13 protein-coding genes are annotated in these 15,409 nt (G+C 75.4%); 5 read left to right on the top strand and 8 right to left on the bottom strand.

Going from position 1 to position 15,409, the window contains the following annotated elements; translation table 11 throughout:
- Positions 1-44: 44 nt before the first annotated feature.
- Both ACIOFR_RS29405 and dacB read right to left on the bottom strand, forming a co-directional pair.
- Complete coding sequence (locus ACIOFR_RS29405) at positions 45-1,724, bottom strand: ABC transporter substrate-binding protein (RefSeq protein ID WP_401002243.1); 1,680 nt, start codon at positions 1,722-1,724, stop codon at positions 45-47.
- Entirely contained in the window at positions 1,718-3,316 is a 1,599-nt protein-coding gene (gene dacB, locus ACIOFR_RS29400; protein ID WP_401002242.1) for a D-alanyl-D-alanine carboxypeptidase/D-alanyl-D-alanine-endopeptidase, read from the bottom strand. The genes ACIOFR_RS29405 and dacB overlap by 7 nt, the downstream gene beginning before the upstream one ends.
- Positions 3,317-3,765: 449 nt before the next feature.
- Here dacB and ACIOFR_RS29395 point away from each other — a divergent pair, with 449 nt between their 5' ends.
- Positions 3,766-4,932 (top strand): 4-hydroxybenzoate 3-monooxygenase, encoded by a 1,167-nt coding sequence (locus ACIOFR_RS29395; protein WP_401002284.1) that lies wholly within the window; start codon positions 3,766-3,768, stop codon positions 4,930-4,932.
- 65 nt (positions 4,933-4,997) lie between these two features.
- On the top strand, positions 4,998-6,740 hold the full coding sequence (locus ACIOFR_RS29390; RefSeq protein ID WP_401002241.1) for a methyltransferase: 1,743 nt from the start codon (positions 4,998-5,000) through the stop codon (positions 6,738-6,740).
- A gap of 29 nt (positions 6,741-6,769) precedes the next feature.
- On the opposite strand, the gene ACIOFR_RS29385 is transcribed toward ACIOFR_RS29390, so the two are convergent.
- Positions 6,770-7,498, bottom strand: a complete 729-nt coding sequence (locus tag ACIOFR_RS29385; protein ID WP_401002240.1) for a response regulator — start codon at positions 7,496-7,498, stop codon at positions 6,770-6,772.
- Positions 7,495-8,697, bottom strand: coding sequence for a sensor histidine kinase (locus ACIOFR_RS29380; protein WP_401002239.1), 1,203 nt, complete (start codon positions 8,695-8,697; stop codon positions 7,495-7,497). Before ACIOFR_RS29380 ends, ACIOFR_RS29385 begins: the two co-directional genes overlap by 4 nt.
- 352 nt (positions 8,698-9,049) lie before the next feature.
- On the opposite strand from ACIOFR_RS29380, the gene ACIOFR_RS29375 reads away from it, so the two are divergent.
- Entirely contained in the window at positions 9,050-11,200 is a 2,151-nt protein-coding gene (locus ACIOFR_RS29375; protein ID WP_401002238.1) for an MMPL family transporter, read from the top strand.
- 23 nt (positions 11,201-11,223) lie between these two features.
- On the opposite strand, the gene ACIOFR_RS29370 is transcribed toward ACIOFR_RS29375, so the two are convergent.
- From ACIOFR_RS29370 to ACIOFR_RS29360, 3 genes are all read right to left on the bottom strand, one after another.
- Entirely contained in the window at positions 11,224-12,126 is a 903-nt protein-coding gene (locus tag ACIOFR_RS29370) for a trypsin-like serine peptidase (protein ID WP_401002237.1), read from the bottom strand.
- A 337-nt stretch (positions 12,127-12,463) separates the two neighbouring features.
- Positions 12,464-12,541 (bottom strand): 50S ribosomal protein bL37, encoded by a 78-nt coding sequence (locus ACIOFR_RS29365; protein WP_401002283.1) that lies wholly within the window; start codon positions 12,539-12,541, stop codon positions 12,464-12,466.
- A gap of 128 nt (positions 12,542-12,669) precedes the next feature.
- Entirely contained in the window at positions 12,670-13,230 is a 561-nt protein-coding gene (locus ACIOFR_RS29360; protein WP_401002236.1) for an isochorismatase family protein, read from the bottom strand.
- A gap of 265 nt (positions 13,231-13,495) precedes the next feature.
- Between ACIOFR_RS29360 and ACIOFR_RS29355 the strand changes: the two genes are divergently transcribed.
- Entirely contained in the window at positions 13,496-13,870 is a 375-nt protein-coding gene (locus ACIOFR_RS29355; protein ID WP_401002235.1) for a hypothetical protein, read from the top strand.
- A 55-nt stretch (positions 13,871-13,925) separates the two neighbouring features.
- On the opposite strand, the gene ACIOFR_RS29350 is transcribed toward ACIOFR_RS29355, so the two are convergent.
- Positions 13,926-14,342 carry a VOC family protein gene (locus tag ACIOFR_RS29350; RefSeq protein WP_401002234.1) on the bottom strand — a complete coding sequence of 139 codons (417 nt, stop codon included), beginning with the start codon at positions 14,340-14,342 and terminating at the stop codon, positions 13,926-13,928.
- 281 nt (positions 14,343-14,623) lie between these two features.
- On the opposite strand from ACIOFR_RS29350, the gene ACIOFR_RS29345 reads away from it, so the two are divergent.
- A complete protein-coding gene (locus ACIOFR_RS29345; protein WP_401002233.1) occupies positions 14,624-15,385 on the top strand; it encodes an SDR family oxidoreductase in 762 nt (253 codons plus the stop codon).
- Positions 15,386-15,409 lie beyond the last annotated feature (24 nt).

The following is a 15,409-nucleotide window of genomic DNA, read 5'->3' as shown; positions in this document are numbered from 1 at the left end:
CCGTCTCTCGCGTCGTCGGTGCGTCGGTCGGTCGGTGCGTCGGTTCAGTGCCGGACGGTCACCGCCTCCAGGTGCAGCCCGGCGACGTACGGATCGACCAGGACGTTGCCGATCCGGCTGCTCCAGACCGTCTGGTCCTGCCAGTTCCACAGCGGGATCAGGGGCAGTTCGGTGAGCGCGATGTCCTCGGCCTCGTGGTAGTGCGCGATGCTCTCCGCCGGCGTGGCGGCGGCGTTGCCCCGGGCGAGGGCGTCGTCGAAGGCCGGATTGGACCAGCCGGTGCGGTTGTCCCGCCCGAGCAGTCCGGCCAGGTAGTTCTGCACGCTCGGGTAGTCGACCACCCAGTTCTGCCGGTACGGGCCGGTGGCCTTGCGGCCGTTGAGGATCGGGCCGAGGTCGGCGCCGGACATCTTGCGGAACGCGATGTCGCGGATGCCGAGGTTCTGCCGCAGCTCGTTGGCGACGGCGGTCATCCACTGCTCGTACGTGGGGTCGGAGTTGGCGAAGTACAGCTCCAGGGTGCCGGTGAAGCCGCCGGCCCGGTCGAACAGCTCCTTCGCCTCCGCAGGCCGGTAGGCGCAGGTGTCGCCGCAGGCGCCGGCCCGGTGGCCCGGGATCATCGCGGCCACCAGCGAGTCGGCCGGCGCGAACACCTCGTTGAAGACGGCCCGGGTGATGCCCCTGCGGTCGATCGCCATCGACAGCGCGCGCCGCAGCTCCGGATTGGCGTAGCGCCGGTCCCACAGCGGCAGGCCGAGGTAGTCCATGGTCCCGCTGGGCCGCACCGAGTACCGCCGGCCGAAGGTCCGCTTCGCCTCGTACGCGCGGGCGGCTGGCACGCTCGCCATGAAGTCGACGTGCCCGGCCCGCAGTTCGGTGAAGGCGGTGTCCTTGCTGGTGAAAATCCGGAAGTGCACCTGGTCTGCCATCGGCGGCCGCAGGCCCGCGTACCCCGCCGCGCGGCGCAGGTCGATCCGCAGGTTGTGCCGCCAGTCGCCGTCCATCGCGTACGGGCCGTTGCCCACCGGGTGCCGGTCGTAGCCGTCCGGGTCGGTGAACGCCGCCGAGGGCAGCGGCGCGAACGCGGGGAACGCCAGCAGCATCGGGAACTGGCTGAACGGGGCGCTCAGGGTCACCCGCAGGGTGGCGTCGTCGACGACCTCCACCCCCGGGAGTTCCCGGGTCGTCGGCTGGGCGCCGTCCGCCGGGTTCAGCTCGTCGTAGCCGGCGATCTGGCTGAAGTACCCGTTGCTGCCCCAGCCGTTGGGGCCGTACGCGGCGGCGTTCCAGGCCGCGGCGAAGCTCCGGGCGGTGACCGGCTCGCCGTTGTGGAAGGTCCCGCCGGGGCGCACCCGCAGCGTCCACACCCGCTGGTCGTCCGAGGTCAGGGACTCGGCGGCGAGCGGTACGGCGTGCCCGTCGGAGGGGTCCAGGCTGACGGGCGGGTCGAACAGCCCCTGGATGACCTGGAGGGCGTAACTGCTGGTGGTGCGCCCGGGGGTGAGGTGGTCGGGCTCGGTCAGCGCGACGGTGTAGGCGCCGCCCGGGACGGCCGGCGGGTCGGGCAGGGAGTCGTCGGCGCCGTGGCGGGCACAGCCGGGTACGAGCGCGAGGACCAGTGCGACCAGCGGGACCAGGGCGAGCAGCGCCCGCCCCGCCCGGCGACCCGCCGCCGGCGCCGCCGCCGCCGTGCGCGGCACCGGGCTCGGCGCCGGGCTCAGCACCGCGCCTCCGCGAGGCAGACGTTCTCCCAGTCGTGCGGGTCGGCGGCCGCGCCCCGGCCGGTACGGGCCCCGGGGCCGGCGGGTGCGGCCTTCGCGGAGGTGTCGCCGGCGAGGCGGACCACGAAGGCGTCGATCACCGGACGCGGCCCGGCGGCCGCGAAGTTGTTGACGATCACGGTGAAGGCCAGCGGCTGCCCGTCCGGACGCTCGACGTACCCCGTGAGCGCGTCGACGCCGGTCATCGAGCCGGTCTTGGCGTGCACCCGACCCTCGGCGGCGGTGCCGCGCAGCCGGTTGGTGAGGGTGCCGCCGACCATCCGCCGGGCGTCCCCGGCCACCGGGAGGGCGTCGTACCAGGTGGTGAACCAGCTCTGCCGGCGGGCGAAGGCGAGCAGCGCGGCCAGCCGGCGGGAGCTGAGCAGGTTGTGCCGGGAGAGACCGGAGCCGTCCACCTGCCGCGCCTCGCCGGCCTCCAGTCCGCCGCGCCGCAGGAACGCGCGCACCTGCTCGGTGCCGGCCGTCCAGCTCCCCTCGCCGGCCCGGACCCGGCCGATCTCCTTGACCAGGTGCTCGGCGATGCCGTTGTTGCTGAGCTTGAGGAACGGGGTCATCAGCGCGGAGACCGGCGCGGAGTCGTGGCCCGCGAGCTCGGCGGCACCCTGCGGCGCCGTCCCCTCGGCGACCGGGCCGCGCACGGTGACGCCGTGCCGCGCCAGCGCCGCGGCGAAGACCGTCGCGGCGAGGAGGGCCGGGCGGTCCACCGCGATCCACTCGTCACCGGGCGCCGCGTCCGCGGGGACGCTGCCGGAGAGCACCAGCTCGTTGCCGCCCGGCCGGCGGGCGACGTCCACGCTGCGCTCGCTGCCGGCCGTCCCGGTGCGGATCCCGCCGCTGAGGTGGACCGGCGCCTCGGCGGGGGTGACCCGGACGGCGGCGGGCCGGCCCGGCGCGTCGCCCGGGGTGACGGTCAGCCGGACGGTGCCCGGGTCGAAGTCGCCGTCGGTGGTCAGGGTGAGCGCGGAGATCTGCGGGCTGTAGTACGCCGCCTGGTCGTCCCACGCCCAGTTGGGGCCGAGCGGCACGCCGTCGTAGCGGCTCGCGTCCGCCAGCAGGCCGCCGTCGACGGAGGTGACACCGCCGTCGGCCACCTGCCCGGCGAGGGCGTCCAGGTCGGCGGGCAGCAGCGTCGGGTCGCCGCCGCCGCGCAGCACCAGGTCGCCGTCGAGGGCCCCGCCCGTGCGGGGGCCGGTCGCGAGCACCTGCGTACGGAACCGGTGGTCGGGCCCCAGCAGGTCGAGCGCGGCCGCGGCGGTCACCGTCTTCTGGGTGGAGGCCGGGAGCAGCAGTGCACCGGGCGCGTGCTCGTACACCACCTCGCCGGTGGCCGGATCGGTGACCAGGGCGGAGACCTGGGCACCCGCCAGACGCGCGTCGTCCAGCAGCCGGTCGAGGTCGGCGGCGAGCGCACGGGCCGCGCCGGGAGCGCGGCCCGCGCTGCCGGGGGCGGACCCCGCCGGCACCAGCACCACCAGGACGGCGGCGAGCGGCACCGCGAGCAGCCGGACGGGGAGCCGGTCGGGAAGGGTGAGCACGGTGATGCCTCCAGAGGAGCGAAGCCGGGCACCACCTTGGCGCCGACCGGCCCCCCGGACGCGCCGATGGCGCCGCGACCGGCGAGAATTCGCCCGCACGGACCACGGACGCCGGTGACCACCGGCCCCGGGCGACGGTCACCGCACGCGCCGGCGTCAACCCCGGTCCGTACCGTCAGCCTTCGGAGTCCGGCGCCCGAGCGGTGCGGCCCGGGCCCCCGCGCGGTCGCCGGCGCCGGGACGGCGCATCGTGGTCGCACGATCCCCGCCGCCACCGGCGGCCGCCCGCCGCCGTCGCGCCGGGCGGACGGTGTCCGACCCGGCCCGTGCACGGCTTCCCGCCCCGCCCTCGCGGGGGAATCCACGGGCCGGTGCCCACCGATGGCTGCCTATGATCCACTTCCGTGACGGGACGTCAGATCGATCGAACAGCCGACGGAACCACCGAGGTGGTCATCCTCGGCGCCGGACCGGCCGGGCTGGTGCTCGGGAACCTGCTGCACGCCGCCGGCGTCGGATGCGTCGTGCTGGAACGCGCCACCCCCGCCCAGCTCCGGACCAGGCAGCGGGCCGGTTTCCTCGCGGCGAACACCGTGCGGATCCTGGAGCGGCACGGTCTCGCCGGCGGCCTGCACCGGCACGGCCGGACCCACGCGACCTGCGAGTTCCGCACCGAGGACGGCCGGTTCCGGCTGGACTACGGCCACCTCGGCCGCGGCGAACCGCACACCGTGTACCCGCAGCACCTGCTGGTGACGGACCTGCTGACGCAGTACCAGGACGCCGGCGGCACGGTGCTCTTCGGGACGGAGGCGGTGACCGTACAGGGGCTGGACGGCACCCGGCCCACCGTCACCGTGCGCGACGCCGACGGGCGCCCCGGGCGCTGGCAGGGCCGGTACGTCGCCGGCTGCGACGGCCGCCACGGCGCCGCACGGCGCTCCCTGCCGCCGGGATCCGTCCGCCGCCACCACCTAGACCACGGCGTCTCCTGGCTCGGCCTGCTCGCCGAGGCGCCACCGAGCCTGGACGCCGTGGGCTACGCGGTGCACGAGCGGGGCTTCGCCGGACACATGGCGCGGACCCCCGACGTCACCCGCTACTACCTGCAGTGCGAGCGCGGCAGCACGCCCGACGACTGGCCCGACGACCGGATCTGGGACGAACTGGCGCTGCGGATGCGCGCCGCGGACCACGGACCGCTGCGCCGGGGCCCGGTCCTCGACCGCACCGTCGTCCACCTGGAGTCCGACGTCCTCGAACCCCTGCGCCACGGCCCCCTCCTCCTCGCGGGCGACGCCGCGAGCCTGATCAGCCCGTCCGCGGCCAAGGGCGCCAACCTCGCCGTGCTGGAGGCGGAGGTCCTCGCCCGAGCACTGGTCGACGACCTCCGCCACGGCGCCCCCGAGGGGATCGCGCGGTACTCGGACCGGTGCCTGCACCACATCTGGCGCGCCCAGGAGTTCTCCCGCTGGATGGTCCGGCTGCTGCACGTCGCCCCCGGCTCCGACGGCGTCCCGCCGTTCCACGACCACCTGCGCCGCTCCCGCCTCGCGTCGCTGCGCACCTCGCGCAGCTGCCAGCACTGGTTCGCCGAGCAGTACGCCGGCGTCTGAGCGCCCTTCCGGGCGCCGATGCCCCCGAGCACCGGAACCCCCAGCACCCACCCGAGGAGACCGCGATGACCGCGACGCCGACCACGACCGTCCCCCACGACGACGCCACCCGCTTAGGCGAGACGGTCGCCTTCGTCCGGCAGCAGGACGCCTCCGCCCTGCTGCCCCTCCTGCTGCCCGGCCTGGACGCCCTCGAACTGCGGGCGCTGGTGGACCGCTGCCACTTCGCCCACGCCGCCCTGCTGGTCTTCCCGACGGCACCGCAGGACCTGCGCACCGCGCTGGCCGGCTGCGGACTGGCCCCGGACGTGCCCGCGCGACCCAGCGTGGTGGTCCGCGACCGCCTCGCCGCGCGGCACCGGCGCGACCCGGCCGACCTCGACGTCCGGATCCTGCGCCCGTCCGTGACCGGCGTGGACGGGACGCTCCGGACGGTGGAGCTGTTCACACTGACCGTCCCGCCGGGCTCCGAGCTCGCCGGGATCGCCGAGCACGAACGCGCCCAGGGGCACGAGGCGCACCTCGCCTTCGAGGTCGGGGACCCGGATCCGCTGGTGCTGCGCGGCATGTGCGCGCTCTTCGCCCGGCACGGTGCGCGGGCCGACGGCGGCGGGTACAACCCGCACGAGGACGGCACGGTGTTCTACTTCACCGCACCCGCCGGGTCGAAGGCCGGATACCGGCGGATGGAGCTCTACGCGCCGGGCGACCACCGGGACGTCCTCGCCGAGCACCTGGACCGGCACCGCGCCCGGCAGCCCGCCGAGGCGCTCCTGCGCCTGATGACCGGCGCGTGGACCACGCAGGCCCTGGCCGTCTTCGCCGAGCTGCAAGTGCCCGACGCCATGGACACCGAGGCGGGCACCGCCACCGCGGCACTCGCACGCCGGGTCGGTGCCGACCCGGACAGCCTGACCACGCTGCTGCGCTACCTCGCGATGCTGGACGTGGTGGCGAGCGACCGGGACGGCTTCCGGCTCACCGCCCTCGGCGCGCTGCTGCGCGCGGACGCCCCGGAGTCGATGCGGCCGCTGGCGCTCATGTACGGCGGCCCGTTCTACCGGTCCTTCGGCGCGCTGGGGCACACGGTGCGGACCGGGGAGGCCGCCTTCGACCACCTCTTCGGCGAGAACCACTTCGACCACTTCGCCCGCCACCCCGACCTCGCGGAGCTGTTCGACCGGGCGATGGCCGCCGGCGCCCGTATGTTCGAGCCGCTCACCGCCCACCCGGTCGTCACGGCCGCCGCCGCGCGACCGGAGCCCGCCACCGTCGTCGACGTCGCGGGCGGCAACGGCGCCCTGCTCGCCCGCATCCTCACCGCGCACCCGCGCCTCCACGGGATCCTGCTCGAACGTCCGCACGTCGTCGAGGCCGCCCGCCGATCGCTCGACGCCACCGGCTGCGGGCAGCGGTGCGGCTACCGGACGGGCGACTTCGCGGACGTACCGTCGGGCGGCGACGTCTACGTCCTCTCCCGGATCCTGCACGACTGGGACGACGAGCGGTGCCGCGAGATCCTCCGCCACTGCGCCCGCGCCATGCCCGCCGACGCAGACCTGCTCATCGTCGAGCGCGTGCTGCCCCCCGACGACTCCCGCTCGCTGGCCACCGCGTGGGACCTCCACATGCGGTGCAACGTCGGCGGCCGCGAACGCCGCGCCGACCACTACGGCCGGCTGCTCGCCGACGCGGGGCTCGCCCTGGTGGGCTGCGCGCCGCTGCCGCTGGAGGGCAGCGTGCTGCACGCCCGCAGGGCCGACACCGTCCCGGGGCAGGCCCGTTCGCCGTACCGCCCCGCGCGGTAGCGCGCCGCCGGACGACCTGCCCGGCCCGGCTACCCGCCGGGCCCGGGCCGGGCCGTCGGCGGCCGGTCGGCGGCTTCCGCGCCGGCGGTGACCAGGCCCGACTCGTAGGCCGCGATGACCGCCTGGGCCCGGTCCCGGACGGCGAGCTTGTCGAAGATGCTGGTGATGTGGTTCTTGACCGTGGAGAGGCTGATCTCCAGGGCGCGGGAGATCCCGGCGTTGTCGAGGCCGGTGGCCATCAGGTGCCAGACCTCGACCTCGCGGGGGGTGAGGTCGGCCGCCCCCGTGACGGTGGGCCGGGCCCCGCGGGGAGCCCGGACGTGGGTGGAGATCAGCCGGGTGAGCAGGCGCGGCGCGACGACGGCCTCGCCGGCGTGGACGGTGCGGATCGCCGCGCCGAGGTCCTCGGGGGAGCTGTCCTTCGGCAGGAAGCCGTACGCCCCGGCCCGCAGGGCGCCGACGACGTACTCGTCGAGGTCGAAGGTGCTGAGGGCCAGGACCCGGCAGCCGGGCAGGGCCGCGGCGAGTTCCGCGGTCGCGCCGACCCCGTCGAGCACCGGCATCCTGATGTCCATCACCACGACGTCGGGGCGCAGCCGCAGGGCGAGCGCGACCGCCTGCGCGCCGTCCCCGGCCTCACCCACCACCTCGAACGACGGGTCGGGCGACAGGATCAGCGACAGGCCGCGCCGCACCAGCGGCTGGTCGTCCACGATCAGCACCCGGATCCCCGGCACCGCCGGCCCGGTCCCGGTCATCGGCGCGCCCCCTCGTACTGGACGGCCGCCTCGTCGGCCTCGTCCGCGCCCAGCGGCAGGTCCGCCACCACGGCGAATCCCCCGCCCGGCCGCGGCCCGACGGCCAGGGTGCCGCCGTGCAGGGCGACCCGCTCGCGCATGCCGATCAGGCCGTACCCGCCCGAGCCGCTTACTGCACCGTCCGTCGGCGGCGCACCACCGCCGTCGTCCCGCACCTCGACGGTCACCCGGCCCTCGCCGTACGTCAGCCGGACGGACGCCCGGGCGGAACCCGCGTGCTTGCGGGCGTTGGTGAGCGCCTCCTGGACGATCCGGAACACCGTGAGGCCGACGGTCGGCGGCAGCGGACGCGGCTGCCCGAGCACGTCGAGCCCGGTCGCCAGCCCGGCCTGCCGGGACTCGGCCGCCAGACGTTCCAGGCCGTCGACGCCGGGCTGGGGCAGCGACGGCGCGGTCTCCGGCTCGTCGCCCGCCCGCAGCACGTCGAGGAGTTGACGCATCTCGCGCAGCGCGAGTCGCCCGGAGGACTCCAGGGTGACCAGCGCGTCCCGGACCACCTCCGGATCCGCGAGGTTCGCCCGGGCGCCCCCGGCCATCAGCTGCATGGTGGTGATGTGGTGGGCCACGATGTCGTGCAACTCCCGTGCGATGCGCCGGCGTTCGTCGGCCACCGCACGGTCGGCGAGGAGCCTGCGGTTGGCCGCCACCTCCCGTTGCCAGCGGTTCACCACCAGGGCGGTGCCGACGACGATCAGGGTGGACAGGGGCGCCGACACGGCCGGCTGCCAGGGCGGGGTCCGCCCGGTGCTCTGGCTCAGCAGCGTCACCGCCGCCGTCACGGTGGCCGCCACCGCCGTCACCCGGCCGGGGCGGGCCCTGGCGACCGTGAACAGGGCGACCACCAGGACGGCACCGAAGTGGACGGGCAGCGGGACGGCCAGCGTGGCCGTCGCGTCGAGGGTCACGACGCAGGTGAGGACCGCCACCGGGTGGCTGCGCCGGGCGAGCAGCGGCACGGCCGCCAGCGCGACCAGGAGGAAGCCCGTCACGCTCACCGCGTGCTGCCCGCCCGGGTCGGTGAAGAACACGTAGCTCAGCAGGTCCAGTGCGCAGGCCCCGGCGGTCACCAGCGGGTCGCTGCGGGACCACGGCGGCTCCGTGCCGTCCCCCTCCGGCCGCGGACGGCCGTCGCCGGGCACACCCGTACTCCCTGTGTCCGGCCTCGCGGCCATGGTCTGCCTCCCCGTCCCGTCCCGTGCCGGGCGCCGTCCACGCTCGTGTCCGCGGCTTCGTCCGCGCCCCGTCCCGGGGACAGGGTTGCACATCGGCCGAGGTGACAGCGGTGGCGGGCGCGGTTCACCGACCTTCGGAGGGGGTGGCACCGGCTCGCGACCAGGACCAGGCTCCTGGTCCGGGACGACGGGAGGACCCAGGGCCCCGGTCCGGATCATCCGCTGCCCCGACGCCCGCCGGCCCCCCGCGGTGATGGTCTGGAAGCCGGCCGGGAGCACCCGGCCCACCCACACCCGACCCCGTCCGCCGGAGGACCCGTTGATCCGCGCCCTGACCCGCTTCTCCACCAGACACCCGTGGAAGGTCATCGCCCTGTGGGCGGTCCTGGGCGTCGCGCTGGCCGGACTGGCCCCGATGCTGATCGCCCGCGTCACCCAGCACCAGACCGGGGACTTCCTGCCCCGCGGCTACGACTCCGCGGCCGCCCTGCGGATCGCCGAGGAGCGGTTCGGCGCCGACCCCGACGCCACCACGCTGACGGTGCTGGTCGCCCGCCTCGACGGCCGGCCCCTGGGCGACGCCGACCGGAAGGTGATCGAGGACGAGGCCGCCGAGCTGGCCCGGCAGCGGGTGGTCATGCCCAGCGAGGACGACCTGCCGCGGTTCCTGGTCCCGGACCGCTCCCAGACACCCCGGATCGCCCCGGCGATGACGGCGCCCGACCGGAGTTTCGAACTGCTCTCCGTGCAACTGGCCGGGAATCCCACCGACAAGGGGGTCCAGGGCGTCTACCGGACCTTCCGGGACACCGCGCGGGCGCAGTTCTCCGCAGCGGGGATGCGCACCGGTTTCACCGGCACCCTCGCCGAGACGGTCGACAGCACCGACGACAACAAGGCCGCCGCCACGGTCGGGAGCGCCCTGGTCACGGGGCTGATCGTGCTGCTCAACGTGCTGGTGTTCCGCAGTGTGCTGGCGGCCGTGCTGCCGCTGCTGGCGGTCGCCCTGATCGGCGGGGTCGCGGGAGGAGCCGTTGCGGGTGCGGCCGTGCTCACCGGCCGCAAGCTCGACGCGGGCACCCCGGGACTGATCAACGTGGTACTGCTCGGCATCGGCATCGACTACCTACTCTTCCTGCTGTTCCGCTTCCGCGAGCACCTGCGCGCCCGGCCCGAGCAGTCCGCGCGCGAGGCGGCCGAACAGGTCTCCGGCCGGGTCGGCACCGCGATCGCCTCCGCCGCGCTGACCATCGTGGCCGCCTTCGCCACGCTGGGCCTGGCGACCTTCGGCCAGTTCCGCTCACTGGGCCCCGCGATCGCCGTCGCCGTCCTGGTGATGCTGCTCGGCAGCCTCACCCTGCTGCCCGCACTGCTCGCGGCCGCCGGACGCAGGATGTTCTGGCCCTCCCGCGCGCTGCGCCGCGAGCCACGCGACCACCGGGCCGCCCGGCTCGGCGCGCTGGTCACCCGCCGGCCGATGACCATGCTGGCCGCCTCCCTCGCCCTGCTCGCCGCGCTGGCCGCCGGGCTGACCGGCATCCGGATGGACTACGGGCGGGGCGACTCCGGCGGCCGGACCGCCGCGGCGGCCACCGCCGCCGAGATGGCCCGCGCCCTGCCGGCCGGGGTGGCGGACCCGACCAGCGTCTTCCTCACCGCCACCGACGGCTCCCCCCTCACCGCCGCCGCACTCGACGGCCTCTCCCGGGCCCTCGGCGAGGTCGACGGCGTGGGCCAAGTCGGCCGGACCGTCCTGAACGAGGACCACCGGGCCGCCCGGATCGACCTCTACCCGACCGCCGACCCGCAGAGCCAGCAGGCCCGCGACCTGGTGTCCGGCCCGATCCGGGCGGCCGTCGCCCGCCACACGCCCGCCGGGCTGACCGGCCACGTCGGCGGGACGGCGGCGGTCCTCGCGGACGTGTCGGCCGCCGTCGACCACGACCTGACGATCGTGTTCCCGGTCGCGGCCGCCCTGATCGGGCTGATCCTGCTGCTGCTCCTGCGCAGCCTGCTCGCGCCGGTGGTGCTGATGCTCTCCGTCGGGCTCGGCTTCGCCGCCACCCTCGGCGCCGCCACCCTGCTGTTCCAGCACGGCCTCGGGGGGCCGGGGGTCAGCTTCACCCTTCCGCTGGTGCTGTTCCTGTTCGTCGTGGCGCTCGGCACCGACTACAACATCCTGATCGCCGACCGGATCCGCGAGGAGATGCGGCGCCCGGGCCCGAGCCGCGCGGCCGTGGCCCGCGCGGTCCGCCACACCACACCGGCGATCGCCACCGCCGGGCTCGTCCTGGCCGGTTCGTTCGCCACGCTCGCCACCACTCCGGGGAGCGAGCAGGTGGCCTTCGCGATGGCACTCGGCATCATGCTCTCGGCGCTCGTCCTCTCCCTGGTGCTGGTGCCGTCCCTCGCCGCCGTCCTCGGCCGGTCCCTCTGGTGGCCGACCCGCCGCGCCGCCCGGCGGCGGTGAGGCGCACTCCGCGTGGGGAGTCGTCAGGCCGGTGGGTCCGCCGGCCCGGGCAGCGGCCGGCGGACCCGCGGCGGGACCGAGGCGTGGAACTGGGCGTCCAGGTAGAGCCGGGCGACGGTCCGGTCGAAGTAGGCGCTGTACGACACGTCGGGGGTGTCGCCGCCCAGCTGGTAGCCGCCGATGACGCCGATGACCGCGCCGGAGGCGGTGTCGATCCAGGGGCCGCCGCTGGTCCCGCCCGGGTAGGACGGGCAGTGGACGCGTCGCTGGAGGGTACCGAACCGGGACGTGGTGTTGGTGCACAGCAGCGGGACGTCGGCCCGGCTGCCGTAGCCGTACAGCCGGACGGCGGCGGTGAAGGCGGCGTTCAGGCCGAGGGGGTTGGCACCGACCACGGACTGGACCTCCCGGCCGGCACCGTCGGGGCCGACCTGGAGGAAGGCGAAGTCCTGGTCCGGGTCGCGGCGGTCCGTCCAGCCCTCGGTGGTGAAGATCCTGACGACCGGCCAGACACCGTACGGCGCCGAGCCGTTGCGGTAGCCGGGGGCGAAGGTCACGCCCTGCGCGGAGCGGATGCAGTGGGCCGCGGTGAGCAGCAGGTTGCCGACCGGGCTCGGCACCACGCCGGCGGTGCAGAAGTGATGGCCCGGGCCGAAGCCGCCGACGAACAGGGCACCCACCCGGTCGGCCTCGGGCCAGCTCGGCGCGACCACGGTGGTGTCGGGCACCAGGACCGGGGGCGGTGCTCCGTGCGGTGCTCGGTGCGGTGCTCGGTGCGGCGCGAGGGCCTGCGCGGACTGCGCGCCGATCCCGGCGAGCGCCGTCGGCAGGAGCAGAGCGATGAGCAGCAGGGTCAGCTGCGGGACGGGGCGCGGAGCCCGTCGCCCACGTCGTGTCCGTACGCGTCGCCAGGGCTCACGTCCCATCGCACCGGCTTCCTCTGCGCTCGTGGGGGAAGCCCGGGAGGTGGGACGGGACGGAGGGTCCAGGCCGACGGGGCGTCAGCGCGACAGTAACGACCGGTCGGGCCCGTCAGCCGGAGCCACGCCGGGCCCGGCCAAGCCAGGCCCGGCCCTGAGCGGCCGGGATCGCGATCGGCCGGGATCACGAGCGGTCGGGATCGCGAACGCCGCAGGCGCCCGGACGTCGGCGGCGCGGGGGAGAGCGGGCCCGTGGACGGCGGCCGACCGGCGGCGCGGTGCCAGGGGCGACCTGCGCGCGCCGGCCGGGCCGGTCGGCTCACCCGAACGGCGGGTGTGCGGCTCAGGACTGGGGCCGCTTGCCGTGGTTCGCGGCGTTCTTGCGGCGGGTCTTCTTCTTGCGGCGTCGCTTCGACGACATGCCTTCTCCTCTCCCAACGCTGAGGTCCGGCCCCCCGTCCAACCTGCCACATCGCCGCACCATCGGCGCGGCGTCGACGCGGCGCCGGGCGGCCGGCCCGGGTTGCCGCCCCCGGTTGCCGCCCAGGCTCAGGAACGCCCGGTGAAGTCGACTTCCTTCGCCTCGACCGTGCCCGCCACCCGCCCCGGCGCCGTCTGGAAGCGCCAGTACAGGTTGGTGTGGGCGATGACCTGGGCGGGCGGCGGGGCGCCCCACGCCGTCTGGTCCTCCGTGGTGTGGGCGTCGCTGACCAGGATGGTGTCGTACCCCCTGACGAGCGCACCGTGCAGGGTCGAGCGGACGCAGACGTCGGTCTGCGCGCCCACCACGAGCACCCGGCCGACGCCGAGGCCCGCCAGCACGGTTTCGAGGGTGGTGTCCTCGAAGGCGTCGCCGTAGGACTTTCCGACGAGCGGCTCGGCCTCGCCCGGGGTCAGCTCGTCGACGATCCGCCAGCTGTCACTGCCCGGGGCCATCTCCTCGTCGGAGTGCTGGATCCAGACCACCGGAACGTCCTCCAGCCGGGCCCGGTCGACCAGGCCGCCGATGGTCGCGACGACCGCGTCCCGCTCGTGAGCCGCCCCGATGGCTCCGTTCTGCACGTCGACGACGACCAGCGCGGTGTTCGGCCGGTTCTCGAGTGTGGTCATGTCTTCCCCTCGTCGCGCGGACTTCCCGTGTCCACGCACCGTAGCCCCACCGACTGACATCCGGTCTGCCGCGCCTCCCGCGTCTGCCGCGCTTGCCGGGGCTGCCGCACCGGTTCGTCCTCCCGGTGTCACCGAGTGCCACCCCCGAACCGTGTATCCGGTGGGCGGCTCGCGCACGGGCCCGCTCGGGTGTGACGAATGCGACGGATGTGACGGGTGTGCGGGACGACGGGGGTACGGGATGGCGACCGAAGGTGTGTCGGGGATGAAGGATTTCCGTACGGCTCTCAGCTGCGAACTCGCGGCGGTGCCGGCGCCGCCGCTGGGCGACGTCGTGCGGGCCGCCGTCCGTGACGGCCGTCGGGGCCGCCGGTTGCGGGAGCTCGGCGCGGTGGCCGGCTCGGCGGTCGCCCTGGCGGGCCTCGCCGTCGTGCTGGCCCTCCTGCCGGCCGCCGCCGACGGTTCCCCGCGCCCGGCCGGCGGCGTCGTGGTGACGCCCTCGTCGGCGCCGCCGACCGCCTCGCCCCTGCCGCGCCTCCCGGCCCGTGCGGAGGCGGTCCTGCGCTGGGCGCCGCGCCGTCTGCGGCCCTGCCGGTTGCACCCGGTCAGACCCGCGGGCCGGTGGTGGCGCTGCCGCTGACCGGGCGGCCGGGACGGCGGGTCCCGCCGCGGCCGGCCTGCGGGGGAGTGGTACCTCAGGCCTCCGGCTGGCTGATGTTGACCAGCCAGACGATGCCGAAGCGGTCCGTGCACATGCCGAAGACGTCGCCCCACATCTGCTTCCCCAGCGGGACCGACACGGTACCGCCGTCACCGAGCCTGTCCCAGTAGCCGCGCAGCTCGGCCTCGTCGTCGCCGCTGACGCTCAGCGAGATGTTGTTCCCCTCCGTGTACGGCATCTCCGGCGGATTGTCGGCGGCCATCAGGGTGAAGCCGCGTTCGGTCTCCAGCATGCTGTGCATGATCTTGTCGGCCGCCTCGCCGGCGTCCTTCGCGCCGAAGTCGCCGAAGGTGTTCACGGTCAGGGTGCCGCCGAAGACGCTCTTGTAGAACTCCATGGCCTCCCGGGCGTTGCCGAGGAAGCTGATGTACGGGTTGAGGCGAGAGGACACCGGATTCCCTTTCGTAGTGGTATGTCGGATTCGCCAGGCTAGGGGATGGATCGCCGGCGATCGGGTGCGACGCCCCGACGCCGGGCCGGACGTCCGGACGGTCGGGGTGGGACCGGGCGGTCCGGGCGTTCGCGCGGTCGGGGTGGGTCCGGGTGTCGTGGGCGAGCCTGGTCCTGGTGTTCCCAGGGAAAACGGCGCCCTGGCACGGCCGTACCGCGCGGGACGAGAGTTGCTCCGTCAGCAGGACCCGAGCAGGACGACCGAATCCCCAGGAGCACCAGATGAGTTACCCCGCACTCGCGAGCCGTACCGCCGTCGTGACCGGAGCCGCCAGTGGGATGGGCGAGGCGACCGCCCGCCTGTTCGCCGCGAACGGTGCCCGTGTCGCGCTGCTCGCCCGCCGGGCCGACCGGCTGGCGGAGCTCGCCGCGAAGATCGAGGCGGACGGCGGCCGGGCGCTGGCCGTTCCGGTCGACATCACCGACCAGGCGTCGGTGGACGCCGCCGCCGCGCGGGTCCACGAGGCCTACGGCCGGGTGGACCTGGTGGTCAACAACGCCGGTGTGATGCTGCCGAACCCGCTCGCCGACGGCCGGCTCGACGAGTGGACCCGCATGATCGACACCAACCTGACCGGCGCCCTGCGGGTGACCCGGGCCTTCACCGCCGACCTCGGCGCCGCCGCGGCCGCCGGGTCCGCAGCCGACCTGGTCAACATCTCCTCCATCGCCGCGCACGTCACCTTCCCCAACTACGCGGTGTACTCGGCCACCAAGGCGGCCCTGACCCAGCTGTCCGCGGCACTCCGCAGCGAGCTGGGCCCGCGCGACGTCCGGGTGGCCAACGTCGAGCCGGGGCTGACCGCGACCGAGCTGGCCGGGCACATCGACAACCCCGAGCTCGCCGGGCAGCTGGGCGGGATGTTCGATGCCATCCCCGCGCTCACCTCGGAGGACGTCGCCGACCTGGTCGCGTACACCGTCAGCCGGCGCCGCGAGGTAAACCTGCGCCAGCTGGTGGTGCTGCCCACCCGTCAGGCCTGACCGGCCGGCCGACCGTGGGCCGGC

The organism is Kitasatospora sp. NPDC088346, assembly GCF_044740765.1.
Classification (GTDB): domain Bacteria; phylum Actinomycetota; class Actinomycetes; order Streptomycetales; family Streptomycetaceae; genus Kitasatospora.
This window is presented reverse-complemented; position numbering and strand designations above follow the sequence as displayed.

Coding starts and splice junctions, on each gene's coding strand:
- ACIOFR_RS29390 (WP_401002241.1), top strand. CDS start 4,998: ATGACCGCGACGCCGACCACGACCGTCCCCCACGACGACGCCACCCGC.
- ACIOFR_RS29385 (WP_401002240.1), bottom strand. CDS start 7,498: ATGACCGGGACCGGGCCGGCGGTGCCGGGGATCCGGGTGCTGATCGTG.
- ACIOFR_RS29355 (WP_401002235.1), top strand. CDS start 13,496: ATGAAGGATTTCCGTACGGCTCTCAGCTGCGAACTCGCGGCGGTGCCG.
- ACIOFR_RS29370 (WP_401002237.1), bottom strand. CDS start 12,126: ATGGGACGTGAGCCCTGGCGACGCGTACGGACACGACGTGGGCGACGG.
- ACIOFR_RS29360 (WP_401002236.1), bottom strand. CDS start 13,230: ATGACCACACTCGAGAACCGGCCGAACACCGCGCTGGTCGTCGTCGAC.
- ACIOFR_RS29365 (WP_401002283.1), bottom strand. CDS start 12,541: ATGTCGTCGAAGCGACGCCGCAAGAAGAAGACCCGCCGCAAGAACGCC.
- ACIOFR_RS29345 (WP_401002233.1), top strand. CDS start 14,624: ATGAGTTACCCCGCACTCGCGAGCCGTACCGCCGTCGTGACCGGAGCC.